Annotated in this window: 19 protein-coding genes; 17 read left to right on the top strand and 2 right to left on the bottom strand. The window is 72.7% G+C overall.

The features are described from left to right. Positions 1 to 302: 302 nt before the first annotated feature. From Ae717Ps2_RS19495 to Ae717Ps2_RS19435, 12 genes are all read left to right on the top strand, one after another. Positions 303 to 1,073, top strand: a complete 771-nt coding sequence (locus Ae717Ps2_RS19495; RefSeq protein ID WP_020621831.1) for an ABC transporter permease — start codon at positions 303 to 305, stop codon at positions 1,071 to 1,073. Positions 1,074 to 1,084: 11 nt separating this feature from the next. Continuing rightward, positions 1,085 to 1,915: an ABC transporter permease gene (locus Ae717Ps2_RS19490; RefSeq protein ID WP_020621830.1), complete on the top strand. Its 831-nt coding sequence runs from the start codon at positions 1,085 to 1,087 to the stop codon at positions 1,913 to 1,915. 4 nt (positions 1,916 to 1,919) lie between these two features. After that, a complete protein-coding gene (locus Ae717Ps2_RS19485) occupies positions 1,920 to 3,284 on the top strand; it encodes an MCE family protein (RefSeq protein ID WP_075333696.1) in 1,365 nt (454 codons plus the stop codon). Beyond that, the gene (locus Ae717Ps2_RS19480; RefSeq protein WP_020621828.1) at positions 3,281 to 4,459 is read left to right on the top strand and encodes an MCE family protein; all 1,179 of its coding nucleotides are present in this window, start codon (positions 3,281 to 3,283) and stop codon (positions 4,457 to 4,459) included. The genes Ae717Ps2_RS19485 and Ae717Ps2_RS19480 overlap by 4 nt, the downstream gene beginning before the upstream one ends. After that, positions 4,456 to 6,765, top strand: coding sequence for an MCE family protein (locus Ae717Ps2_RS35330; RefSeq protein ID WP_083702424.1), 2,310 nt, complete (start codon positions 4,456 to 4,458; stop codon positions 6,763 to 6,765). The genes Ae717Ps2_RS19480 and Ae717Ps2_RS35330 overlap by 4 nt, the downstream gene beginning before the upstream one ends. Beyond that, the gene (locus Ae717Ps2_RS19465) at positions 6,765 to 8,072 is read left to right on the top strand and encodes an MCE family protein (protein ID WP_075310882.1); all 1,308 of its coding nucleotides are present in this window, start codon (positions 6,765 to 6,767) and stop codon (positions 8,070 to 8,072) included. Before Ae717Ps2_RS35330 ends, Ae717Ps2_RS19465 begins: the two co-directional genes overlap by 1 nt. 1 nt (position 8,073) lies before the next feature. Then, a complete protein-coding gene (locus tag Ae717Ps2_RS19460) occupies positions 8,074 to 9,429 on the top strand; it encodes an MCE family protein (protein WP_075310884.1) in 1,356 nt (451 codons plus the stop codon). 207 nt (positions 9,430 to 9,636) lie between these two features. Continuing rightward, positions 9,637 to 10,305: a hypothetical protein gene (locus tag Ae717Ps2_RS19455; RefSeq protein ID WP_139318961.1), complete on the top strand. Its 669-nt coding sequence runs from the start codon at positions 9,637 to 9,639 to the stop codon at positions 10,303 to 10,305. A 5-nt stretch (positions 10,306 to 10,310) separates the two neighbouring features. After that, entirely contained in the window at positions 10,311 to 10,877 is a 567-nt protein-coding gene (locus Ae717Ps2_RS19450) for a hypothetical protein (protein WP_075310886.1), read from the top strand. Between the two features lie 163 nt (positions 10,878 to 11,040). Continuing rightward, positions 11,041 to 12,471, top strand: a complete 1,431-nt coding sequence (locus Ae717Ps2_RS19445) for an aldehyde dehydrogenase (protein ID WP_020621821.1) — start codon at positions 11,041 to 11,043, stop codon at positions 12,469 to 12,471. Positions 12,472 to 12,484: 13 nt separating this feature from the next. After that, a complete protein-coding gene (locus Ae717Ps2_RS19440; RefSeq protein WP_075333695.1) occupies positions 12,485 to 13,300 on the top strand; it encodes a crotonase/enoyl-CoA hydratase family protein in 816 nt (271 codons plus the stop codon). Positions 13,301 to 13,394: 94 nt separating this feature from the next. Further along, positions 13,395 to 15,731, top strand: coding sequence for a CoA transferase (locus Ae717Ps2_RS19435; RefSeq protein ID WP_075333694.1), 2,337 nt, complete (start codon positions 13,395 to 13,397; stop codon positions 15,729 to 15,731). A gap of 85 nt (positions 15,732 to 15,816) precedes the next feature. Here the strand turns inward: Ae717Ps2_RS19435 and Ae717Ps2_RS19430 are convergent, their stop codons facing one another. After that, on the bottom strand, positions 15,817 to 16,617 hold the full coding sequence (locus tag Ae717Ps2_RS19430; protein WP_075310892.1) for an SDR family NAD(P)-dependent oxidoreductase: 801 nt from the start codon (positions 16,615 to 16,617) through the stop codon (positions 15,817 to 15,819). Between the two features lie 56 nt (positions 16,618 to 16,673). Further along, positions 16,674 to 17,294 (bottom strand): TetR/AcrR family transcriptional regulator, encoded by a 621-nt coding sequence (locus tag Ae717Ps2_RS19425; RefSeq protein WP_075310894.1) that lies wholly within the window; start codon positions 17,292 to 17,294, stop codon positions 16,674 to 16,676. Positions 17,295 to 17,407: 113 nt separating this feature from the next. Between Ae717Ps2_RS19425 and Ae717Ps2_RS19420 the strand changes: the two genes are divergently transcribed. The 5 genes from Ae717Ps2_RS19420 to Ae717Ps2_RS19400 all read left to right on the top strand — a co-directional run bounded on the left by Ae717Ps2_RS19420 (position 17,408) and on the right by Ae717Ps2_RS19400 (position 22,482). Then, on the top strand, positions 17,408 to 18,385 hold the full coding sequence (locus tag Ae717Ps2_RS19420; RefSeq protein ID WP_075310896.1) for a PDR/VanB family oxidoreductase: 978 nt from the start codon (positions 17,408 to 17,410) through the stop codon (positions 18,383 to 18,385). A 65-nt stretch (positions 18,386 to 18,450) separates the two neighbouring features. Then, positions 18,451 to 19,614: an aromatic ring-hydroxylating dioxygenase subunit alpha gene (locus Ae717Ps2_RS19415; RefSeq protein WP_020627481.1), complete on the top strand. Its 1,164-nt coding sequence runs from the start codon at positions 18,451 to 18,453 to the stop codon at positions 19,612 to 19,614. Beyond that, entirely contained in the window at positions 19,611 to 20,528 is a 918-nt protein-coding gene (locus tag Ae717Ps2_RS19410) for a hypothetical protein (protein ID WP_075310898.1), read from the top strand. Before Ae717Ps2_RS19415 ends, Ae717Ps2_RS19410 begins: the two co-directional genes overlap by 4 nt. After that, complete coding sequence (locus Ae717Ps2_RS19405; RefSeq protein WP_020627479.1) at positions 20,525 to 21,310, top strand: Zn-ribbon domain-containing OB-fold protein; 786 nt, start codon at positions 20,525 to 20,527, stop codon at positions 21,308 to 21,310. Before Ae717Ps2_RS19410 ends, Ae717Ps2_RS19405 begins: the two co-directional genes overlap by 4 nt. After that, entirely contained in the window at positions 21,307 to 22,482 is a 1,176-nt protein-coding gene (locus Ae717Ps2_RS19400; RefSeq protein ID WP_043281721.1) for a transporter, read from the top strand. Before Ae717Ps2_RS19405 ends, Ae717Ps2_RS19400 begins: the two co-directional genes overlap by 4 nt. Positions 22,483 to 22,490: the final 8 nt, after the last annotated feature.

The following is a 22,490-nucleotide window of genomic DNA, read 5'->3' as shown; positions in this document are numbered from 1 at the left end:
TCGTGTCGCCCCCCGCGGGTGCGGCGGTTCCGATACTGGGACAACGACACAAGTTCTGTCGAGTGTCTCACCAGAAGTGTCTCGTTCGGGGGACGAAGTCGCCTCAAGCTACTCCGTTCAGGTGATAGATGAGACAGAGAACGAAACTTGTATCAGTGACGCTCGTTTCACCCGCTGACCCGGTTCCGTGCTCCCCGCACTGCTGTGGACCGGTCGCTTCCCACCACCGTCGTCTCAGAGCAGAGGCCCCCGATGCAGCCCGACGTCGTGACCTGCGCCGCCTCCCCGTCCGGGGAGGCGTGATGCCCACACCGCCACTCGTCGCCCGCAGCGTGGCGCCGCTCGGCACGTTCTTCGCCTTCACGGCCGACACGTTCGTCGCCATGTTCAAGCGGCCGTTCCAATGGCGGGAGTTCGTCCAGCAGACCTGGTTCGTCGCCAGCGTGTCCCTCGGCCCGGCGATCCTGCTGGGCATCCCGTTCGTCGCCCTGGTGACGTTCCAGTTCAACCTCGTGCTGGTCGAGATCGGCGCGATCGACCTGAGCGGCTCGGGCTCGGCCTTCGCCACCGTCACGCAGATCGGGCCGGTCGCGACGACCTTCATCATCGCCGGCGCCAGCTCGACCGCGATCTGCGCCGACATCGGTGCCCGCCGGATCCGCGAGGAGCTGGACGCGATGGAGGTGCTCGGCATCGACGTCGTCCAGCGACTGGTGGTGCCCCGGGTCCTGGCGACCGCGGTCAACGCCTTCCTGCTGAACGGGGTCATGATCCTCATCGGCCTGGCCGGCGGCTACTTCTTCGCGGTCTACCTGCAGGACGCGAGCCCCGGCCAGTACATCGACTCGCTGACCCTGCTGGTCGGTTTCGACGACCTGGTGCACGGCGAGCTCCGCGCGGTCGTGTTCGGCGTCGTCGGCGCGCTCATCGGCTGCTACCGGGGGATGACCTGCAAGGCGGGTCCGCGCGGCGTGGGCAACGCCGTGAACGAGACCGTCGTCTACACGTTCCTCGCGTTGTTCCCGATCAACATCCTGCTGACGCAGATCCCCTACTCGCTCGGACTGGTGTGAGGACGTTGGCCATGCTCTCCTCCGTACGCAACGCCCTCGGGGCCCCGCTGCGGCTGCTCGACGACCTGGGACGGCAGGCCGAGTTCTACGGCAAGGGCGTCATCTGGATCCCCAAGGCGGTGAAGAGCTACAAGACCGAGCAGGTACGGCTCATCGCCGAGGTGGGGATGAGCACCGGTGCCCTCGCGGTCATCGGTGGCTCCTCGGTGATCACCTTCTTCATCACCCTGTTCGCCGGGGTCACCGGCGGCCTGCAGAGCTACGACGCGCTCGCGAACCTCCAGCTCGAGGCCCTCGGCGGCTTCGCATCGGCGATCATCAACCCCCGCCTCCTGGTGCCGATCATCGCCGGGGCCGCACTGGCGGCCACGGTCGGCAGCGGCTTCACCGCCCAGCTCGGTGCCATGCGCGTCTCCGAGGAGATCGACGCGCTGGAGGTGATGGGCGTGCGGTCGCTGCCCTACCTGGTCACCACCCGGCTGGTCGCCGGCATGATCACGATCATCCCGATCTTCGCGATGGCGATGGTCGGCGCCTGGGTGGGCTGGAAGACGACACAGGTCGGCTTCTTCGGGCTCTCCGAGGGGACCTTCGACCACTACATGCAGACGTTCATGCAGTGGCAGGACGTCCTCTACTCCTTCGCCCAGGCGATCGGAATCGCCGTCGTCGTGATCTCGATCCACACCTACTACGGCTACACGGCCTCGGGCGGCCCGGCCGGTGTCGGCCTGGCCGTCGGCAAGGCGGTCCGGACGTCGTTGATCGCGGTCCTGGCGGCCGAGCTGGCGATCTCCATGGCGCTCTACGCCGACTCCGACGCCTTCCGCATCACGGGATGACCAGGTGAACGACTCCTTCTTCACGCGGTTCAAGTACCGCGTCTACGCGCTGATCCTCATCGGTGTGGTGCTCGGCTTCCTGAGCCTGTGCACCGCCATGTACCTCAACGCCTTCGCCGACACGGTGCCGGTCACCCTGAAGGCCGACCGCTCGGGCCTGCAGATGTACCCGGGCAACCGCGTCCAGCTCAAGGGCGTCGACGTCGGGAAGGTCGGCTCGGTCTCGCTGGCCGACGGCGACCGCGGCGCGGTCGACATCGTCCTGGACATGGACGCCGACCGCATCGGCCAGGTGCCGGCCGACGCCCGGGTCTCCCTCGACCAGCTGACGGCCTTCGGTGCGAAGACCGTCCAGCTCACGATGCCCGCGACGCCGTCCGGCCGGATGCTGGCCGCCGGCGACCAGATCGCCACCGACTCGGTGACCGTCGAGGTCAACACCCTGTTCGACTCCCTCGACAGGATCCTCGACACCCTCGGGCCGCGCGAGGTCAGCGAGGTCATCGGGAACCTGGCGACCGCCCTCGACGGCCGCGGCGAGCAGGTCGGTGAGACCGCCTCGCAGCTGGCCGCGTACCTCAAGCGGTTCAACGCGAACCTCCCGCAGCTGCAGACCGACTTCCGCAAGGGCGCCGACCTGGCGAACCTCTACGGCGACGTCGCCGGTGATCTGGTGACGGTCCTCGACAACGGCGCGGTGACGAGTCGGACCATCGTCGAGCAGCAGGCCGACCTGGAGAGCTTCCTGTTCCAGATCTCCAGGGTGTCCCGGACCGGTGAGGCGTTCTTCCTCCAGAACCGGGACGGCATCCGGAACGTCACGCAGACCGCCCTGCCGACCACCGAGCTGCTGCGCGACTACTCCCCGATGTTCGCCTGCTGGCTCAAGGGCCTCGACAAGTCCCGGCAGCAGCTGGAACAGCAGCAGGGCAACACGGTGCCCGGCTTCGTGGGTCTGGTGACCCTCGAACCCGGCGACACCTCCTACACGAGCCCACCCGTCGTCGGTGCCGACAACGGCCCGGACTGCCACGGCATGCCGGACCTCGACGGGAGCGTGTTCCCGGAGTCCCTCATGAAGAACGTCGACAAGGGCGGCGAGCCCAACCCCGACGGCGACAACACCCTGCGCATCGGTGACCCGCCCCTGGTCACCCAGCTGTTCGGCCCGTTCGCCGGCGCCGGCCAGGAGCTCGGGCTCCCGGGCGAGCAGGTCCGTTCCGTCCCGGGTGGGCAGCCCGCGCCCGCCCCGGTCGATCCCGCGGCGCCCGTGCCGGCCGCGCCCGGCACGGAGTCCGCACCGCCGGCGGCGCCCCGCGAGAGCGGCGGCTTCCTCGGTGGCCTGTTCGGCGGGGAGGGCGGCCGATGAGCGAGATCTCCAAGGCCCAGAACATCACCGGGCCGCTGATCAAGACGACGGCGTTCGTCGTCGTGACGATGTTCGTGCTCGTCATCGTCAGCATCCAGATGGGTGCCGGCGGTACGGGCTTCGGTGCCCAGCGCTCCTACTCCGGGATCTTCACCGACACCTCCGGGGTCAAGGCGGGGGACTCGGTGCGGATCGCCGGGGTCGAGGTCGGCGCGGTCTCCGACGTGTCCGTCGTCGACTCCACCCTCGGGAAGGTCACCTTCACCGTCGACGCGACCCGCGAGCTGCCGGCCGACACGCAGCTGGCGGTCCGGTACCTGAACCTGACCGGCGACCGCTACCTCGAGGTCGCGCGGGGCCCGGCCGGGAACGGCGTCCTCGCCGAGGACGCGGTCATCCCGGTCGCCCAGACCCGACCGGCGCTCAACCTGGACGTACTCCTCGCGGGTTTCTCCCCGCTGTTCGAGGGGCTGGCCCCGGACCAGATCAACCAGCTCAGCTCCGACCTCATCTCGGTGTTCCAGGGGCAGGGCGGCACGATCGAGTCCCTGCTGAGCAGGGTCGGGTCGCTGACCAACACCCTCGCCGACAAGGACGCGGTGATCGGGTCGGTCGTCGACAACCTCAACACCGTGCTCGGCACCCTCGACAAGCGCGCCCCCGAGCTCGAGTCGACGATCACCGAGCTCCAGCAGCTGACCTCCGGCCTGGCCGGCGACCGGCAGCGGATCGGTGACTCGCTCGACGGCGTGAACCGCCTGACCAGCAGCGTCGACCAGCTCCTGGGCAAGGTCCGCGGGCCGCTGAAGGGCACGGTTGACCAGCTCGACCGCGTGGCGAAGCAGGCGAAGGCCGGCGAGGCCGCCATCGACGAGAACCTGTCCCTGCTGCCGGGTGCCTACCTGCGGGTCAGCCGCCTCGGCTCCCGTGGCGCGACCTACAACCTGTTCATCTGCTCGCTCCGGGTGAAGACGACCGGACCGACCGGTGACCCGGTCTACTCGCCCTGGCTCGGCCCGGCCGACAACGTCGACCGCTGCAAGTTCGGCAACTCCCCGCTGGAGACGCCGGAACAGCGCGAGGCGAACCCGATCCCGCAGCAGGACGCCGCGGACCAGGGCCAGGTCCCCGACCAGATCATCCGCACCGACGACACGTCCGGAGGCGGGCGATGAAGCTGAGATTCCGGGAGAAGAACCCGGTGACCATCGCGCTCGCGGGCCTCGCGATCCTGGGGGTCCTGATGGTCGCCTCGTTCCAGCTGGCCGAGCTGGAGGTGTTCGCGGGCAAGCGCTACGAGGCACGGTTCACCGAGGCGGGCGGGCTGCAGGCCGGCAACACCGTGCGGATCGCCGGCACCGAGGTCGGCCAGGTCCGGAGCGTGACGCTGGACGGCGCCGACGTCGTCGTCGACTTCACGGTCAAGGACGTTCGCCTGAACGACCTGACCTCGGCCTCCATCGGCACCCAGACCCTCCTGGGCGAGCGCAACCTCGAGATCCGTCCCGACGGCCGCGCACCGCTGCCCGACGACGTGATCCCGCTGGCCCGGACCACGGCTCCCTACAGCATCACCCAGGGGATCGAGGACCTCACCCGGCGCACGGGCGAGATCGACATGAAGCAGGTCAGCGCGGCGCTGGACACCTTCACCGACGCCTTCGCGAACACCCCGGACGACATCGGGCCCGCCTTCGAGGGCATCACCCGGCTGTCCCGCACGATCGCCAGCCGCGACGCGGCCATCGGCGACCTGCTCCAGCGCGCCGAGTCCGTGACCGGGGTGCTGAACCGGCAGACGGCCAAGCTCAGCACCCTGCTCATCGACGGCAACAAGCTGCTCGGCGAGCTGGAGGCGCGCCGGGAGGTCATCGGCGAGCTCCTGGTGACGACGCGACGCGCCACGGACCAGATCAACGGTCTCGTCGACGACCAGCGCAACCGGCTGGCCCCGGCCCTGAACGAGCTGAACGGTGTCCTGGCGATCCTGAAGCGCAACGAGGGCAACATCGTCTCGTCGATCCAGCGGGTCTCCAGCTTCATCACCGGTCTCGGTGAGGGCCTCGCCGGCGGTCCGTACTTCGCCGGCCACGGCGACCTCGGCAACGCCGGGCCCACGCTGTTCCCGGCGGCGGACTTCGTCCCCGGCCTCGCCGTCCCCACGACGCCTCGAGGGTGCCGCCCCCACACTGCCGTCCGTCGGCGGTCTCATCGGCGCGGGAGGCAACTGATGTCGCGCATCCGAGCCGGATCGCTGGTCCAGCGGGTCCTCGTCGTCGGGCTGGTCGCGGCGGTCGCCGTCGCCGGGCTGATCGTCCTGATCAACGGCCAGTCCCGCACCGGGGTCGCCTACTTCACCTCGGTCAAGAACGTCTACCCGAACGACCGCGTCCGGATCCAGGGCGTCGACGTCGGGAAGATCGTCTCGATCGAGCCGGCGGGCGACAAGGTCCGCATGGAGTTCACCTACGACTCGCAGTACGAGCTGCCCGCGGACGTCAAGGCCGCCGTCGTCTCCCCGACGCTGGTCTCGACCCGCTTCCTGCAGCTCGCCCCGGCCTACACCGGTGGGCCGACGCTGCCCGACGGCGGAGAGATCCCGGTGGAGCGCACCGCATCGCCGCTGGAGTTCGACGACCTGAAGAAGCAGCTCAACGAGCTCAGCACGGCGTTGGGGCCCGACAAGGCGAACCAGAACGGCTCGCTCTCCCGGTTCCTGGACATGGCGGCGGCCAACGCCGCCGGCCACCAGGGCGCCGCGTTCAACGAGATGGTCCGGCAGGCCTCGGCCGCGGTCGAGACCCTGTCCGAGGGGCGCGGCGACCTGTTCGGCACGATCCGCAACCTCCAGGCGTTCGTGACCGCCCTCAAGCAGGTCGACGGCCAGATCGTCGAGTTCAACCAGCGCCTGGACACCGTGTCCGGGGTCCTGACCGACAACGAGGACGAGCTGTCCGCCGCCCTGGACGGGATCTCCCGCGCCGCGAAGTCGGTGGACGAGTTCGTCGCCACCAACGGCCCGGTGCTGAACGACTCGGTCGAGCAGATCGGGGACCTGACCCGGACCCTCGCCAACTCGCGCGACGACCTGGCGACGATCCTGCACGTCGGTCCCAGCACCCTGATGAACCTGTTCAACATCGTGTCCCCCCGGACGCACGCGCTGTCCGGCAAGCTCGTCGTGGACAACCTGAACACCCCGGCCGACTTCGTCTGCTCGACGTTCACCGCGGCCACCCAGGACCCGGTCAAGGGCATCGACTACTGCAAGAGCAACCTCGGCCCGCTGTTGAACCTCCTGCGCATCCAGCAGCCGCCGATCGGCATCAGCCCGATCGGTGTGCCCGGCGGCGGCGGACCGACCGACAACCGCCCGGCCCGCGACGAGCCGTACCGGCAGCCGACCCCGGGACCCGAGGCCCCGCCGGACCTCGACGCGCCCGGCCTCGGTGGCCTGCTCGTTCCCCAGGGAGGCAACTGATGCGACGGACGAGACGCGCCGGCGCGATCGCCGCGCTGCTGTGCTGCACGCTGTCGCTGACCGCGTGTGACTACCGTGGACTCAACGACTTCACGCTCCCGGGCGTGCCGGGCGTGGGCGACGGGGCCTACACGGTCGAGATCGAGATGCGCAACGTCGCCGACCTCGTCCCCAACAACCCCGTGCGGGTCGGGGACCAGCCGGTCGGCAACATCTCCGACGTCCGGCTCGACGGGTGGAACGCCGTCGTCACCGTCACCCTGGACGGCGACGTCCAGCTCCCCGCGAACGTCACGGCGAAGGTCGGTCAGACCTCGCTGCTCGGTGCGAAGTACGTCGAGCTGGACGAGCCGACCGACGCACCCGTCGGACGGCTCACCGACGGCGCCCGGATCGGCCTGGAGCGCGCGGGCAAGTACCCCGAGACCGAGGAGGTCCTCGCCTCGGTCGCGACGCTGCTCAACGGCGGCAACCTGCAGAACATCAAGACGATCACCCGCGAGCTGAACAAGGCCCTGGGTGGGCGCACGGACGACTTCCGCAGCCTGCTGACCGAGCTGGAGACCTTCAGCCGCGGTCTCGACGACCAGAAGCAGGACATCACCCGGGCCATCGACGGGCTCGACCGGCTCGCGGCACGGTTCGCCGAGGGCGACCAGAAGATCGACGGAGCCCTGCAGTCGATCCCGCCCGCCCTGGCCGTGCTCAACCGCGAGCGGGCCCACCTCACCGACAGCCTCGTGGCGCTCGGTGAGTTCGGGAAGGCGACCGACGCGGTCGTCGCCGAGAGCTCGGACAACCTGGCCCGCAACCTCGACAACCTGACGCCGGCGCTGCAGGGCCTGGCCGACGCGGACAGGTCGCTGACCGACTCGCTCGGACTGCTCGGGACGATCATCTTCCCGCTGCGCAACTTCGGCGAGACCTTCCAGGGCGACTACATCAACTTCTGGCTGACCCTCGACCTGACGCTCGGGACGCTGGACCAGAACTTCCTCACCGGCACGCCGGCGCAGGGCCAGCTGATCCGGCTGCAGGAGATCATGAAGGCGGGCGGCAACGCCCTGGAGGCGGCGAACCCGCTGACCGCACCCGTGCTGCCACCGGAACCGGGCGCGCCGATCGGCGAGCCGGGCCTGGACCTGCTCGGCGGAGCCGTGCCCAACCAGCCGCCCCCGGGCCCGCCGTCGGGAACCCTCGAACGACCGGCCCCGCCGGAGCAGACCGAACGCGAGCAGCAGCAGGAACAGCAGCAGCCCGAGGCCCCCTCCGGCGGCCTGCTCGGCGGCCTGACGGGAGGCAACTGACGTGATCACCCGCTACGTCAAGATCCAGATCGCGATCTTCACCGTGCTGACCCTGGTCGCCACCCTGCTGATCGTCTTCTACTACGTCCGGGTTCCCCAGGTCCTCGGCATCGGCCGGATCGCGGTGACCGCGACCCTGCCCGCGGCCGGTGGCCTCTACCCGAACGCGAACGTCACCTACCGGGGTGTCACGGTCGGGACGGTCACCGACGTCGACCTGGACCCCGAGGGCGTCCGCATCCGGATGACGATCGACGAGGACCGGGTCCCGCCGAGCGGGAGCCGCGCCGAGGTGCACAGCGTCTCCGCGATCGGTGAGCAGTTCGTCGACTTCGTCCCCCAGGACCCGGCGGCGGCCCCGATGGCCGACGGCGACCACGTCCCGCTGGCGCTGACCTCGGTCCCGGTGCCGACGGCCGGCGTGCTGCAGGGGACCGACAACCTGTTGACCTCGGTCGACCAGCAGAACTTCACGACCGTGCTGACCGAGTTCGCCGACGCCTTCCGCGGCATCGGGCCCGACCTGGGCCGGCTGATCGACAACACCGGCCTCCTGGTCGAGGAGGCCGGCACCGAGCAGAACTTCGCCGCCACCGAGAACCTCATCGACGACTTCGAGGGGTTCGCCGATCCGCAGCTCGCGACGAGCGACTCCATCCGGAACTGGGGACGCAACCTGGCGTCCTTCACCGGGCAGCTGCGCGAGAGCGACGCGGCGCTGCGGTCGGTCCTGACCGACGGCAACCGGGCCGCCCAGCAGGCCGACTCCCTGCTCACCGACCTCAGTCGCAGCACCCCGCGGCTGCTGAGCACGACCGAGGTGCTGACCCGCCTCGCCGAGGCCTACCACGCGCCGATCGAGCAGATCCTCGTCGTGTACCCGATGTTCACGGCGTCGTCGCTGGTCATCGCGCCGGAGAGCGAGCCCGGGATCTTCCGGTTCAACCTCGAGACCAACGTGAACCAGCCCAACTGCGTCGAGGGCTGGATACCCGCGGGTCAGCCGGGCGGCCCGCGCAACGCGATGGAGACCGGGGACGTCCCGCTGCCGGCGAACAGCTACTGCAAGCTGCCCCAGGACGACCCGACGCTGGCTCGCAGCGCGCGCAACCTGCCGTGCTTCGAGCCCGGATCGCCCCCCGGGCGGCGCGCCGCGACCATCTTCGAGTGCCGTGGTTCCGGGTTCAGCCCCACCTCGGCCGGCCGTCTGACCCTGCGTCCGGAGACCGGACTGAACAACGAGCCCGCCTTCGAGCCGCTCGGAGCCATCGGAGCGGTGAGCTCACCGGCCACCCCGCAGGACCGGATGACCCTGGAAGGCCTGATGACGCCGGCACCGGCCCCGGTGCCGTCATGACCTGCGGCGACCCGGGGGAGGACCCCGGGAGTGAGACAGAATACGTGAGATGTCACGATCGACACGGTTGTGACGGCCGTCTCCCGAGCCGTCCCGCTGTCGGCGTCCGCCCCCGGGTGGGCGCCCCCGACCGGCACCGGCCCCCCTCCGTCCCACCCACCCCCGGGGTGGGGCGGTCCGGTACCGCTGACCTGAGGAGCTGACGTGGTGAGAAGCACTTCCCTCGACCGGAGGGAGTCCGCGGCCCCGGCCGACGACGACCCGGTGGCCGAGGCCGCCGGGGCCCCGGCCCGGACCGTCGACGAGGCCGCGCTCCCGGAGGCCCCGCCGGTCGCGGTGGGCGAGGAGCAGGACGACGCCCCCGAGACCGACCCGCAGGCGGGGTCCGCCGAGGACGGACCCCGGCCCCTCGTCCGACGGCTGGTCCTCGCCGGCTTCGTCGTGGCGCTGGTCCTGGCGGTGATCGCGGGTGTGCTCTGGAACGGCACCCGGGCGGCGCAGGCCGATCGGGTCGCCGCGCTGGAGAAGGCCCAGGCGGCGGCCGTCGAGCTGACCTCGATCAACTACGAGACCGCCGAGCAGGACGTCCGGCGCGTGCTGGACGGCGCCACCGGAGACTTCGGCGGGCTGTTCGCCCAGAACCTGGACTCCTACATCACCCTGGTGAAGGAGTCGAAGGTCGCCACCACGGGCGAGGTGACGGGCGCGGGGCTGGAGAGCCTCGACGGTGACACCGCCCGCGCCATCGTCGCGGTCAAGGCGACGGTGCACAACCGGACCGTCCCGAACGGTGAGTCGCGGTTCTACCGGATGGTGACCGAGCTCCAGAAGAAGGACGGCGACTGGCTGGTGGCACGAGTGGAGTTCGTGCCGTGAGGCGCGTGCTGCGTCCGATCGGACGCGCGGCGACCGCCGCCGCCGCTCTGCCGCTCCGCGGCGCCCGTGCCCTCGCGAGCTGGTGGCGGGACCGTCCCCGGATCGCGACCCGGGTCCTCGCCGGCGCGGCGGTCGCGCTCCTGGGCCTGGCCGTCGTGTTCGCCGTGCTGCAGGTCCGCGCCACGCAGGCCGCGGACGCCGGGGACACCGCACTGGCGGTGGCGAAGGAGTCGGTCCCGAACCTGCTCTCCTACGACCACCGCAGTATCAAGACCGACCTGGACGCCCGCCTGAACGAGGTCGGCGGCCGCTTCAAGGACGACTACCGGAGCCTGGTCCGGGACATCGTCATCCCGGCGTCGGACCGCGACCAGCTGGTCACGCAGACCTCGGTCGCCGCGGCGGGCGTCGCCGAGCCGGCCTCGCCGGACCGGGTCCGGCTGACGATGTTCCTGAACCAGACCTCCACCCGGGCGGGGCAGCAGCAGCCCACGCTGTCCGGGTCGCGGGTCCTGGTGACGATGGAGCGCGACGGTGACCGCTGGCTGGTGACCGAGCTCAACCCGGTCTGAACCGGTTCCCGACGACGGCGCCGGGCCGCGGCGCGACCACGGCCCGGCGCCGTCGTGCTCGTCGCGAGGTCGGACGTTCGTCGCCGACAAACTAAAACAATTAGGCTATTGTCTTTAGGGAGTGGCGCCCGGCAGTCGGTCGCCGTCCTCCACAGGGGTGTGCATGGAACGGATCGGATCCTTCGTCGACGGTGCCTGGACCGACCGGGGCGCCGACCCGCTGCCGGTTCTCGAGGCCGCGACCGGGGAGGCGCTCGGTGAGGTCGTCCCGGCCGGCCCGGACGAGGTGAGCCGCGCGGTGGCGGCGGCCGGACGCGCCCGCGCCGGATGGGCGGCCACACCGCCCGCCGAGCGGGCCGACGTGCTGGACCGGTTCGCCGCGGCGCTGACCGCCCGCGCCCGGGTGACGGCGACCGAGGTGTCCCGGGAGAACGGGATGCCCATCCGGCAGTCCGTGGCGGCGAACGGGCACGGCGCCGCGGTGATCCTCGGCTACTACGCCGGACTGATCCGCGACGGCCTGCCGGACGACCACCGCTCGGGGCCGCTCGCCCGGTCGATCGTCCGGAGGCTGCCGATCGGCACGGTCGCGGCGATCACCCCGTGGAACTACCCGCAGGCGCTGGCCGCCATGAAGCTCGGCCCGGCGCTGGCCGCGGGATGCCCGGTCGTGCTCAAGCCCGCCCCGGAGACGACGCTGGACGCCGTCGCGTTCGCGGAAGCGTCGCTCGCGGCCGGTCTGCCGCCCGGGGTGCTCGGGATCGTGGCCGGCGGCCGGGAGACGGGCGCCGCGCTGATCGCCGAGCCGGACGTCGCGAAGGTCGCGTTCACCGGCTCCACCGGCGCCGGGCGCGCCATCGGCGCCGAGTGCGGCAGCCGGCTGCGGCCGGTGACGCTGGAGCTCGGGGGCAAGTCCGCCTCGATCGTGTGCGACGACGCCGACCTGGACCTGTTCGCCCGCTCGCTCCCGGCCGTCTCGCTCGCCAACAACGGTCAGACCTGTCACGCGTGCACCCGGATCCTCGTCCCCCGGTCCCGCTACGACGAGCTGCTGGAGCTGGTGACCGAGACCGTCCGCGCGCTGCCGGTCGGCGACCCGCTGGACCGGGGCACCGCGATCGGGCCCCTGGTCAGCGAGGCCCAGCAGCGCCGGGTGCTCGGCATGGTGGAGGCCGGCCGCACCGCGGGCGCCCGGATCACCACCGGCGGGGGAGTGCCGGCCGGTCTGGAGCGCGGGTGGTTCGTCGAGCCCACCGTCGTCGCCGGTGTCGACAACTCCGCCGCGATCGCCCGGGAGGAGATCTTCGGCCCGGTGCTGTGCGTGATCCCCTACGCCGACACCGACGACGCGGTCCGGATCGCGAACGACTCGCCCTACGGCCTCGGCGGCACGGTGTGGACCACCGACACCGAGCGGGGCGTCGCGCTGGCCGCCCGCGTGGAGAGCGGGACCGTCGGCGTCAACCACTACGCGCTCGACCCGAACGCCCCGTTCGGCGGCGTCAAGGACAGCGGCCTCGGCCGCGAGCTCGGCCCCGAGGGGCTGGCGCCCTACCTGTCGGTGCGCTCGGTCTACCTGCCGCCGGCAGCCTGAGAGGAACCCCGCCATGACCCAGCCCGCGCCGTCCACCAGCAGGACCGACGGTCCTGCGGTCCGGTACGAGACCCGCGGCGCCGTCGCCGTGGTCACGCTGAACCGCCCGCACGCCATGAACGCCGTGAACGCGGCCCTGTCCGAGGCCGCCGGTGAGGCACTCGAGGCCGCGAACGCCGATCCGGCGGTCCGCGCGATCGTCCTCACCGGCGAGGGCCGCGCGTTCTGCGCGGGCGCCGACCTGAAGGAGGTGGCGCGCGGCCACCGCATCGACGCGCAGGGGCACCCCGAGTGGGGCTTCGCCGGGATCGTCCAGCACTGGGTGGACACGCCGGTGATCGCCGCCGTCAACGGGTTCGCACTCGGTGGTGGGACGGAGATCGTCCTGGCCTGCGACCTCGCCGTCATCGACGAGACCGCGACGCTCGGCCTGCCCGAGGTGCGCCGCGGCCTGTTCGCCGCCGCAGGCGGGGTGATCCGCCTCCAGCGGCAGGTGCCGCTGAAGATCGCCCTGGAGATGACGCTGACCGGCGAGCCCGTCGACGCCGCCACCGCCAGGGAGTGGGGACTGGTCAACCGGGTCGCTCCGGCCGGGACGGCCCTCGACGTCGCGCTGGAGCTCGCCGGGACGATCGCGGCGAACGCGCCGCTCGCCGTCCGGCAGAGCAAGCACGTGGTGCACGCGACCCACGCCGGGGGATCGGTCTGGGAGCCCGAGGTGTGGGCGGTCAACCGGGAGGCGGTACGGGTGGTCTTCGGCAGCCGGGACGCCCGCGAGGGGGCCACGGCGTTCGCCGAGAAGCGCGAGCCGCGCTGGGAGGGCCGATGACCGGCGCCGCGATCGCCGGTCCGCAGACCACCGGGCTCGGCGAGTGTCTGCCCGTCGTCGCCCCCGCCGGAACCACAGTCGAGGAGACCCGCCCATGACCCGCCCCCTCGCCGCGCTGCGCGTGATCGACCTGTGCGACGGCCCGGCCGGGCTCTGCGCCACCCTGCTGGCCGACCTCGGTGCGGCCGTGGTCCGGGTCGAGCCGCCCGCGGGGGCACGGTCGCGGTCGGAGGAGCCCGTCCTGCACGGCGTCGGCCTGCCGTATGTCCTGCGTGGCCGCGGTGTGACCCCGTGGAGCCTGGACCTGGCTGAGGAGGGGGACCGGGAGCGTCTGCTCGCCGCGGCCGCGGAGGTCGACATCGTGGTGCTCGACGGGCCGGCCGCGGCGCTCCTGGACCCGGACGAGCTGCGCCGCCGGCTCCCCGGACTCGTCGTCGTCGCGCTGACGCCGTACGGCCTGACCGGTCCCCACCGGGACCGGGTCGTCACCGACGCGGTCCTCACCGCCGTGGGCGGGGTGCTGTCGCGCTCCGGGCTCCCGGGCGAGCCGCCGCTGCTGCCCCCGCCCGGCCTGGCCGACGGGACCGCCGCGGTCCAGGCGGCATGGGCGGCCCTCGTCGCCCACGTCCACGCGTCGCGGACCGGGCGGGGCGAGCTGGTCGACGTGTCGGCCCACGAGGCGGTCGTGCACGGGTTCGACCCGGGGTTCGGCACCCAGGGATCGGCGGCCGCCGGCCGGTCGGAGGACTTCCCCCGGGACCGGCCGGACGCCCGGGCCTTCTACCCGGTCTTCCGCTGCGCCGACGGCCACGTCCGCATCTGCCTGCTGGCCACGCGTCAGTGGCGTGCGATGTTCGCGTGGCTGGGGTCGCCGGAGGAGTTCGCCGACCCGCGGTACGACACCATCCCGGCCCGCTTCGCGGCGGCCGACCGGCTGCACCCGCTGATCGCCGAGCTGTTCGCGGGCCGCAAGCGCGCCGAGCTCGTCGACGAGGGCGCCGAGCGGGGGATCCCGGTCGGCGGTGTCCTCGCCCCGTCCGAGGCCATCGAGGAGGCCCACTTCCGGATCACCGGCGCGCTCCGGCCCGTCGCGGTCGCCCCGGACCTGGAGGCGGTCGTCCCCCAGGGCTTCGCCACCGTGGACGGGGTCCGGGCCGCGGCCGAGGACCCGGTCGCCACGATCGTCGACGGCCACCCGTCGTTCCCGGAGCGGGCGCCCGTCACCCGGGACCCCTCGTCGTCCGAGCGTCCCCTCGCGGGCCTGCGGGTGCTGGACCTCGGGGTCATCGTGGCCGGCGCCGAGGCCGGACGGCTCTGGGCCGACCAGGGCGCCGAGGTGATCAAGGTCGAGAACGCGGGGTTCCCGGACGGGCTCCGGCAGTCCCGCCGCGGCGCGGGGATGAGCGCCTCGTTCGCCTGGGGGCAGCGCAACAAGCGCAGCATCGGGCTCGACCTGCGCACAGCTCGGGGGCGTGAGCTACTCCGCGCACTGGCTGCCGACGCCGACGTGCTGCTCGCCAACTTCAGGCCGGGCACGCTCGCGAAGCTCGGACTCGGTGCCGAGGACCTGCGCGCGGTCGCCCCGCGGCTGGTCGTCTGCGACAGCAGCGCCTTCGGCGCCTCCGGGCCGTGGAGCGGGCGGATGGGGTACGGGCCGCTGGTCCGGGCCGCCACCGGGCTCTCCTCGCTGTGGGCGGTCCCGGGGCGCGACGACGCGTTCTGCGACGGCGCGACCGTGTTCCCCGACCATGTCGCCGGAGCGGTGTCCGCGCTCTGCTCGCTGGCCGCGGTGATCGGCCGCGACCGTACCGGGCGGGGCGCGGCGATCGAGATCTCGCAGGCCGACGTCGCCCTGACCCTGCTCGGCCCGGTGCTCGCCGCCGAGTCCGTCGAGCGCGGTGCCGGTGCCACGGCGGGCCGCGCCGATCTCACGGGCGTGTTCGCCTGCGCCGGCGACGACGAGTGGGTGGTCGTCCAGGCCCGCGACGGGCGGGACTGGGACCGCCTGCGCACCCTGGTCGGCGGAGACGCGTCGGGGGCGTCCACCCCGGCGCAGCGTCGCGACCCGGACGGTCCGGCGCACCGGGCCGTCGCGTCCTGGGTGGCGACCCGGTCACCGGCGGAGGCCGTGCGGGACCTGCAGGCCGCGGGCGTCCCGGCGGGGGCGATGGTGCGCCTGCCCGAGGAGCCCGACGACGAGCACCTCGTCGCGCGGGGCGCCTTCTCGACGATGGAGCACCCGGACCTGCCGGTGGCGCTGCCGGCGAACACCGGCCCGGCGCGGTTCTCCTCGTTCCCGGTGCCGGCGCTCGCTCCTGCGCCCCGGCAGGGGGAGCACACCCGGGAGATCGCCCGGGAGCTGCTGGGGCTGTCCGACGCCGAGATCGAGGAGCTGCTCGAGGCGGGTGTGCTGCAGGAACCCACTCAGTAGGTCCGCCGGCACCGGCGGTCGAGGAGGTCGAGCAGGTCGCGGCGGAACACGTCGTCGTCGCCCGCGACCATGTGGCCGGTGCCCGTCAGTGCCCGCTCATCCCGCCGTCGACGGCGAGCGTGGCCCCGGTGACGTAGCCGGATGCCGGCGTCGCGAGGAACAGCATCGCCGCGTCCAGCTCGCGCTGGGTGCCGAGCCGGGCCAGCGGGAGCCCGGACAGGAACCCGTCGAGCACGTCGTCGGGCATCTCCCCGGTCATCTCGGTCCGGACGAAGCCCGGCGCCAGGGCGTTGACGCGGATGCCGCGGCGGCCGGCCCACTGCTGGGACAGGTCGCGGGTCAGCCCGAGCAGGCCCGCCTTGCTCGCCGAGTACGCGGCCTGGGGGAGCCGGGAGGCGACCAGGCCGAGGGCGCTCGCGACGTTGACGATCGCCGAGCCGGGGGGCATGTGCCGGGCGCACGCTCTGGCCATCCAGTAGGCGCCGTTCAGGTTGGTCTCGAGGACTCGGCGGAACCCGGCCGGCTCCTCCCGCAGCGCGGGGACGACGGTCGAGACCCCCGCGTTGTTGACGAGGACGTCGACCCGGCCGAACTCCGCGACCGCGGCCTCGACCGCCCGTTCGCAGGCGTCCTCGTCCGACACGTCGGCAGGCACCGCGAGGTGTCTGCGGCCCCGCGCGGTGACCGAGGCGCCGACCTCACCGAGCCGGTCGGCGCGGCGGGCGACCAGGACCACGTCCGCGCCGGCCTCCGCCAGAGCACCGGCGAACCCGGCGCCGAGACCGGAGCTGGCGCCGGTGACGACCGCGACGCGACCGTCCAGCCGGAAGAGGTCGTACAGGCCGGTGGCTCCCGCGGCGTCCTCGCCGCGTCCCGAACGAGACATGCGATGTACTATGTCACATGTCTCATCGAGTCCCGGCGTCAGCGCCGGTGCCGGTGTCAGTGACGGTGTGCCACGCCGTCGAGGAATGCCCGGATCGTGGCGACGAAGAGCTCCGCGCGGTTCAGGGAGTGGGCATCGACGGCCCGTGCGAGCTGTGGGGTCAGCGCCGGGTCCTCCATCGGGAACGGGTTGTCGCCGCTCTGGGACCGGTCGCCCACCGCCTCGGTCAGTGCGCTGCCCAGCGTCAGCTTCTCCAGCCCGTCGAGGAGCAGCACGTGGTCCTCCAGCGGGATGGGGCAGGACCGGAGCCGCTCGGCCGCCGCCTCGTGGCTGCGGACCAGCACCTCGCGCGGGAGGAACTGCAGGAGCAGGGGGGCCGCCGACGGGTGGGCCAGGATCGTCGCGCGGAAGTTGAGGGCGAGCAGGACGAAGAACTCCGTCCACGGGGCGTCGACGGCGACGTCGGGGACCGGCGTGTCGCGCACGACGGTGCGGGCGATCTCCGCCATCAGCCCGGCGCGGTCGTCGAAGTGGTGGTAGAGCGACGGCGTGCGCACACCCAGGCGTTCGGCGAGCCGGGGCATGCTGAATGCCTCGTAGCCGTCCTCGTCCACGAGGGCGAGGGCGGCGCGCGCGATCGAGCGTCGGGTCAGCGGAGCTGCCTTGAATACGGGCACCCGTCAAGTATGCAGCACCTTTGCGTCATCGTTTGACCCCCGACGCCTAAAGCCTTAAGGTTTTTCGTGTTGCCCGCCGAGTGACGGGTGGACGGAAAAGGCGGTGGTTGCTCATGAGCGAGCGCACCCCGGGGGAGACACTCGACCTGGAAGTCCGGTCGAGGACCGAGGTCGCCGATGACGTGGTCGCCCTGGAGCTGGCGGACCCGGCGGGTGGCGAGCTGCCCGCGTGGGAGCCCGGGGCGCATGTCGACCTGGTCCTGTCGCCGGGGCTCGTGCGTCAGTACTCGCTCTGCGGCTCCCGCGAGGACCGCGGTACCTGGACGGTCGCGGTGCTCCGCGAGGAGGACGGGCGCGGCGGGTCCCGGGAGGTCCACGACCGGATCGCCGTCGGGGACAAGGTCGCGATCCGCGGTCCCCGCAACCACTTCCCGCTGGTCGACGCCGAGTCCTACGTGTTCGTCGCCGGCGGCATCGGGATCACCCCGATCCTGCCGATGGTCGCCGAGGTCGACCGCCGCGGTCTGCCGTGGCGACTCGTCTACGGCGGGCGTTCCCGGTCCCGGATGGCGTTCGCCTCCGAGCTCACCGACCGCTACGGCGAGCGGGTCACGCTGCACCCGCAGGACCGGTCCGGGCTGCTCGACCTCGACGGGATCCTCGCCTCGGCCCCCGCCGGAGCCGCGATCTACTGCTGCGGCCCCGGGGCGTTGCTCGACGCGATCGAGGAGCGGCACGCCGAGCGGCCCGGGGCCGGTCCGCTGCACGTGGAGCGCTTCGCCCCGCGGACCCGGCAGGAACCGGCGGGCGGCGTCGGGGGTGACGAGGGCTTCGAGGTCGAACTCGCGTCGTCGGGCCGGGTGGTGCCGGTCCCGGCCGGCGTGAGCGTCGTCGAGGCGCTCGAGGAGGCCGGCGTCCCCGTCGAGACCTCCTGCCGGGAGGGCACCTGCGGCACCTGCGAGACCGCGGTGCTCGGCGGTACCCCCGACCACCGGGACTCGATCCTCGACGACGACGAGCGCGCCGCGGGTGACGTCGTCTTCCCCTGCGTCTCCCGGGCCACGAGCGCCCGTCTGATCCTCGACCTCTGAACGTATCGGCCGGTCCGCGACATCCGGCGGACGAGCACGGCACGCATGCCACGAAGGGAACAACGATGACCCGCTCCATCGCGCCCCGCGAGGACCGCATCCGGCGGACGCTCCAGCACCTCCGTGACGACAGCACGGACCGGTTCGACGAGGTCGCCTCGTTCGAGCCGCACGAGTTCACCGACCCGGAGGTCGCCCGGACCGAGCGGGACCGCGTGTTCGGCGAGGTGCCGTCGATCATCGCCCACGGTTCCGAGCTCCCGCGGCCGAACGACTTCATCACCCGGCAGATGCCCCGCAACAAGGTCATCGTCGTGCGTCAGAAGGACGGCGGCGTCAAGGCCTTCGTCAACCTCTGCCGCCACCGGGGCGCGTTGCTGGAGGAGCAGGAGTCCGGCCGCTGCCGCCTGTTCTCCTGCGGCTACCACCGCTGGTCCTACGACACCGACGGCAGCCTCCGCGCCGTCACCCGCGACAACACCTTCGGCGACATCGACCGGTCGCAGTTCGGTCTCGTCGAGCTCCCCTGCGAGGAGCGGCACGGGTTCGTCTGGATCGTCGACCGGGCGGGCGCCGAGATCGACGTCGCCTCCTGGCTGGGCGAGGACATGGACGGGATCATGTCCGGCTACGGCATCGAGAAACTCGTCGCCGTCCGGTCCGAGGGCTTCGACGAGCCGGTCAACTGGAAGGTCATGCAGGACGCCTTCCTCGACGGCTACCACATCCAGTACGCGCACCCCAACACCGCGGCCAAGCACATCCACACCAACGTCCTGACCATCGAGGACTTCGGCCGTCACTGCCGATTCATCGCGCCGCGCAAGACGATCGACAAGTACCTCGACGAGGACCCGGGGGACACGAGCCTGGACAAGCACATCACCGAGACCCACTTCCTGCTCCCGAACAGCACCCTGCTGCGCCAGCCCGACCACTTCCAGCTGCTGACCTTCCGTCCGCACCCCACCGACCCGGGCCGGTGCCGGATGGAGATGCGCCTGATGGTCCCGCCGGTCGAGGAGTCCGGGATGAACCGCGACAAGTGGGAGCGGTTGTGGGACAAGAACTGGAACATCCTCATCGCCGTCCTGCACGAGGAGGACTTCCCGCTGCTGCGCAGCTCCCAGGAGGGGATGGCCAGCGCGGACGGCGGCTCGATGCTGCTCGGCCGCAACGAGGTCGCCAACCAGGTGTTCCGGCGGGAGCTCCGGAAGCTGACGTCGTGATCCTCCACGAGTGGTACCGCTCGGTGCCCGAGGACCTGCGCACCGGGCTCCGGGCGCTGCTGGACGACGCGGCCGGGCACGACGCCGAGGCGGGCTTCCCCAGGGTGCGGCCGGACGACGGCCCGGACGTGCACCATCTCGTCGTCCACCTGCTGCCCGACGAGCGGGAGGTCGTGGAGGACCGCGGGGTGCCGGTCCTCGCGGCCTACCTGCAGCTCCGGGTCGCGTCCGACGGCACCGCGGTCGCGCGGTACGTCGTGCGGCCGGATCTGCGGTCCCGCGGTGTCACCACCCTGCTGTTCGAGAAGATCGGGCTGGACGTGCACGCCCCGGACGGCTGGGCCGGGACCGGTGCCCGGGAGGTACGGATCTGGGCGCGCGGGGACCACCCGGCCGCCCGTCGGCTCACCCGGCGGTTCGGGTCCCACGACATCTCCCGCACCCGGCACCAGTGGAACCTGCTGGCCCCGGTGCGCGGGCTGCGCCGCGACGACCTGCTCGCCGAGGTGCCCGCGGCCGCGGAGGTCGACGTGCGGGACGTGACCGGGCCCGACGAGCCCGCGGCGGTCCGCGGGATGCTCGGGACCCTCGCCGGTGACCCGCCCGCCGACGGGGCACTGGTCCGTGTGGCCGGCCGGTCCGGTGTGGACGGCGCCGTGTGGGTCGACGTCGCGGCGGACGAGGCGACCGAGTACGGCACCGCCGGCCGGATCCACGGCCCGGCGGTGTGGCCCGACGGGCGCGCCGACGCCACCCGCGCCGCGCTCCTGGTCGCGGCCATGGAGGAGATCGCCGGTGCCGGCCTGCCGGTCGCCGCGCTCGTCGTCGACGGCGACGACGACCGGCTCGTCCACCTGACCCGAGCGCTCGGCTTCGTGCACGAGCGGACCGACGCGGAGTACCTGCTGCGATGAGTGACACGACGACGGACCCGGCCACGGGGCGCACGGCGCCCGTTCTCGGCGACGGGGTCCCGGACGACCTGCCCGCGGTCGTCGCACGGCACGGCCAGGTGGTCGCCGCCGGCGACCTGGAGGCCACCCTGGCCGACTTCCGGCCCGACCGGGTCGGCCAGCTCGTCGCCTCGGCGCGGCTGCCCCGGACGATGGTCGGCAGCGAGGTGCTGAGCATCGAACGTCAGGCCGACGGGCTCATGGCGGCCCACATCCGCTACCGGCACGCCGACGGCGACACGACCGTGCTGCGGTCCCGCTGGGTGCGGCTGCCACAGGGCTGGCGGGTGTCGGAGGTGCGCAACGTGCCCGACACCCCGCCGGTCCTCGAGCCCCTGCCGGCCTACGACGACGACCTCCACGCCCCGCACCGGGCCGGGCTGGCCGCCGGTGAGCTGCGCATCCAGCGTTGCGGCCGGTGCGGCGAGTGGATATGGGCGCCCCGGGCGCTGTGCCCGGCCTGCCACGGGACCGACCTGGACTGGCCGGTCGTCGAGCCGTCGGGGTCGGTCTACTCGTGGACGCGGACCTGGCAGCCGTTCGCCCGGGAGGTGAGCGGGCACGTCCCTTACGTCGTCGTCCTGGTGGAGCTCGACGGCGCCGGTCGCCGGCGGGTGCTCGGCGTGCTGCGCGACGGGGACGCGACGACCCCGGCCGTCGGCGACCGGGTGCGGGGCGAGTTCGACCGGACCGGCGACGGCGCGGCCCTGCTGCGCTGGCGGATCGTGGAGGGGACCCGATGAGCGGGATGCGCGGGGCGGCGGCGGTCGTCGGGATCGGGCACACCCCGTTCCACAAGCGGGGCGAGGGCCCGGCGTCGGCGCTGCGCCTGACGCTGGAGGCCGTCCTGGCCGCCTGCGCCGACGCCGGGATCGACGCCCGGGAGCTCGACGGGTTCGTCTCCTACGCCAACGACCAGAACGAGGGCGTCGCCCTCGCCGCGGACCTCGGGGTCCGCGAGGTCCGCTGGTCGACGATGGTGTGGGGCGGTGGCGGCGGCGGGGTCGCGGCCGCCGTCAACGCCGCCGCGGCGGCCATCGCGGCGGGCCAGGCCGAGACGGTCGTCGTCTACCGGGGGATCACCGAGGCCGACGACGGCCGCGGCAGCTACGGCAAGGGCCACTTCCCGCCGCTGCTGCACGACCACGGCGTCCTCACCCCGGTCCAGATCTGCGCGCTGCGGACGCAGCGGATGATCGAGGTGGACGGGGTGCCCCCGTCGGCACTGGAGGCCCTCGTCGCGGCCGACTACCGGCACGCGTCGACGAACCCGGTCGCGGCCGGCCGCGACCGGGCGCTCGACCACGAGACCTACGCCGACGCGCGCTGGATCTCCGAGCCGCTGCGGCTCTTCGACTGCTCGCGGGAGAACGACGCGGCCGGTGCGGTCGTGCTGACCACCGCCGAACGGGCCCGCGGTCTCGCGACCACGCCCGCGTACGTCCTCAGCGGGGTCCAGGGGGCCGCGCGCGGCTGGTGCGAGTCCGCCGAGAACGACGAGCCCTACACCAGCGCCGGCTTCCACCCGGCGATGGTGGACCGGCTCTGGTCCGACGCCGGGGTGAAGCCGGGCGAGGTCGACGTCGTCCAGGTCTACGAGAACTTCAGCGGCCCCGCCGTCGCCGCGCTCATCGACCTCGGTCTCTGCCCGCCCGGCCCGGCCGCGGGGGAGTTCATGACGGTCGAGAACCTGTCCGCGCCGGACGGGCGGCTGCCGATCAACACCGCGGGCGGCAACATCGCGGAGGGGTTCGTGCACGGGATCGGCCTGGTGCTCGAGGCGGTGCGGCAGATCCGGGGCACCTCGGCCAACCAGGTCCCCGGGGCGCGGTCGTCGCTGCTGCTGGGGGGACCGATGGCGCCCCTGGTCAGCGCGACCCTGTTCGGTTCGGAGGAGATGCTCGGGAAGCGGTGAGGGCGCGG

Origin of the sequence: Pseudonocardia sp. Ae717_Ps2, from assembly GCF_001932475.1 — a bacterium.
Classification (GTDB): Bacteria; Actinomycetota; Actinomycetes; order Mycobacteriales; family Pseudonocardiaceae; genus Pseudonocardia.
The sequence above is the reverse complement of the archived record's forward strand: the minus strand, read 5'-3'. Positions and strand labels throughout refer to the sequence as shown.

What these genes read in the sequence shown, in the direction of transcription:
- Ae717Ps2_RS19480 (WP_020621828.1), top strand. Translation starts at nt 3,281, where the DNA reads ATGAGCGAGATCTCCAAGGCCCAGAACATCACCGGGCCGCTGATCAAG.
- Ae717Ps2_RS19415 (WP_020627481.1), top strand. Translation starts at nt 18,451, where the DNA reads ATGACCCGCTCCATCGCGCCCCGCGAGGACCGCATCCGGCGGACGCTC.
- Ae717Ps2_RS19440 (WP_075333695.1), top strand. Translation starts at nt 12,485, where the DNA reads ATGACCCAGCCCGCGCCGTCCACCAGCAGGACCGACGGTCCTGCGGTC.
- Ae717Ps2_RS19445 (WP_020621821.1), top strand. Translation starts at nt 11,041, where the DNA reads ATGGAACGGATCGGATCCTTCGTCGACGGTGCCTGGACCGACCGGGGC.
- Ae717Ps2_RS19400 (WP_043281721.1), top strand. Translation starts at nt 21,307, where the DNA reads ATGAGCGGGATGCGCGGGGCGGCGGCGGTCGTCGGGATCGGGCACACC.
- Ae717Ps2_RS35330 (WP_083702424.1), top strand. Translation starts at nt 4,456, where the DNA reads ATGAAGCTGAGATTCCGGGAGAAGAACCCGGTGACCATCGCGCTCGCG.
- Ae717Ps2_RS19405 (WP_020627479.1), top strand. Translation starts at nt 20,525, where the DNA reads ATGAGTGACACGACGACGGACCCGGCCACGGGGCGCACGGCGCCCGTT.
- Ae717Ps2_RS19435 (WP_075333694.1), top strand. Translation starts at nt 13,395, where the DNA reads ATGACCCGCCCCCTCGCCGCGCTGCGCGTGATCGACCTGTGCGACGGC.
- Ae717Ps2_RS19465 (WP_075310882.1), top strand. Translation starts at nt 6,765, where the DNA reads ATGCGACGGACGAGACGCGCCGGCGCGATCGCCGCGCTGCTGTGCTGC.
- Ae717Ps2_RS19420 (WP_075310896.1), top strand. Translation starts at nt 17,408, where the DNA reads ATGAGCGAGCGCACCCCGGGGGAGACACTCGACCTGGAAGTCCGGTCG.
- Ae717Ps2_RS19495 (WP_020621831.1), top strand. Translation starts at nt 303, where the DNA reads ATGCCCACACCGCCACTCGTCGCCCGCAGCGTGGCGCCGCTCGGCACG.
- Ae717Ps2_RS19430 (WP_075310892.1), bottom strand. Translation starts at nt 16,617, where the DNA reads ATGTCTCGTTCGGGACGCGGCGAGGACGCCGCGGGAGCCACCGGCCTG.
- Ae717Ps2_RS19490 (WP_020621830.1), top strand. Translation starts at nt 1,085, where the DNA reads ATGCTCTCCTCCGTACGCAACGCCCTCGGGGCCCCGCTGCGGCTGCTC.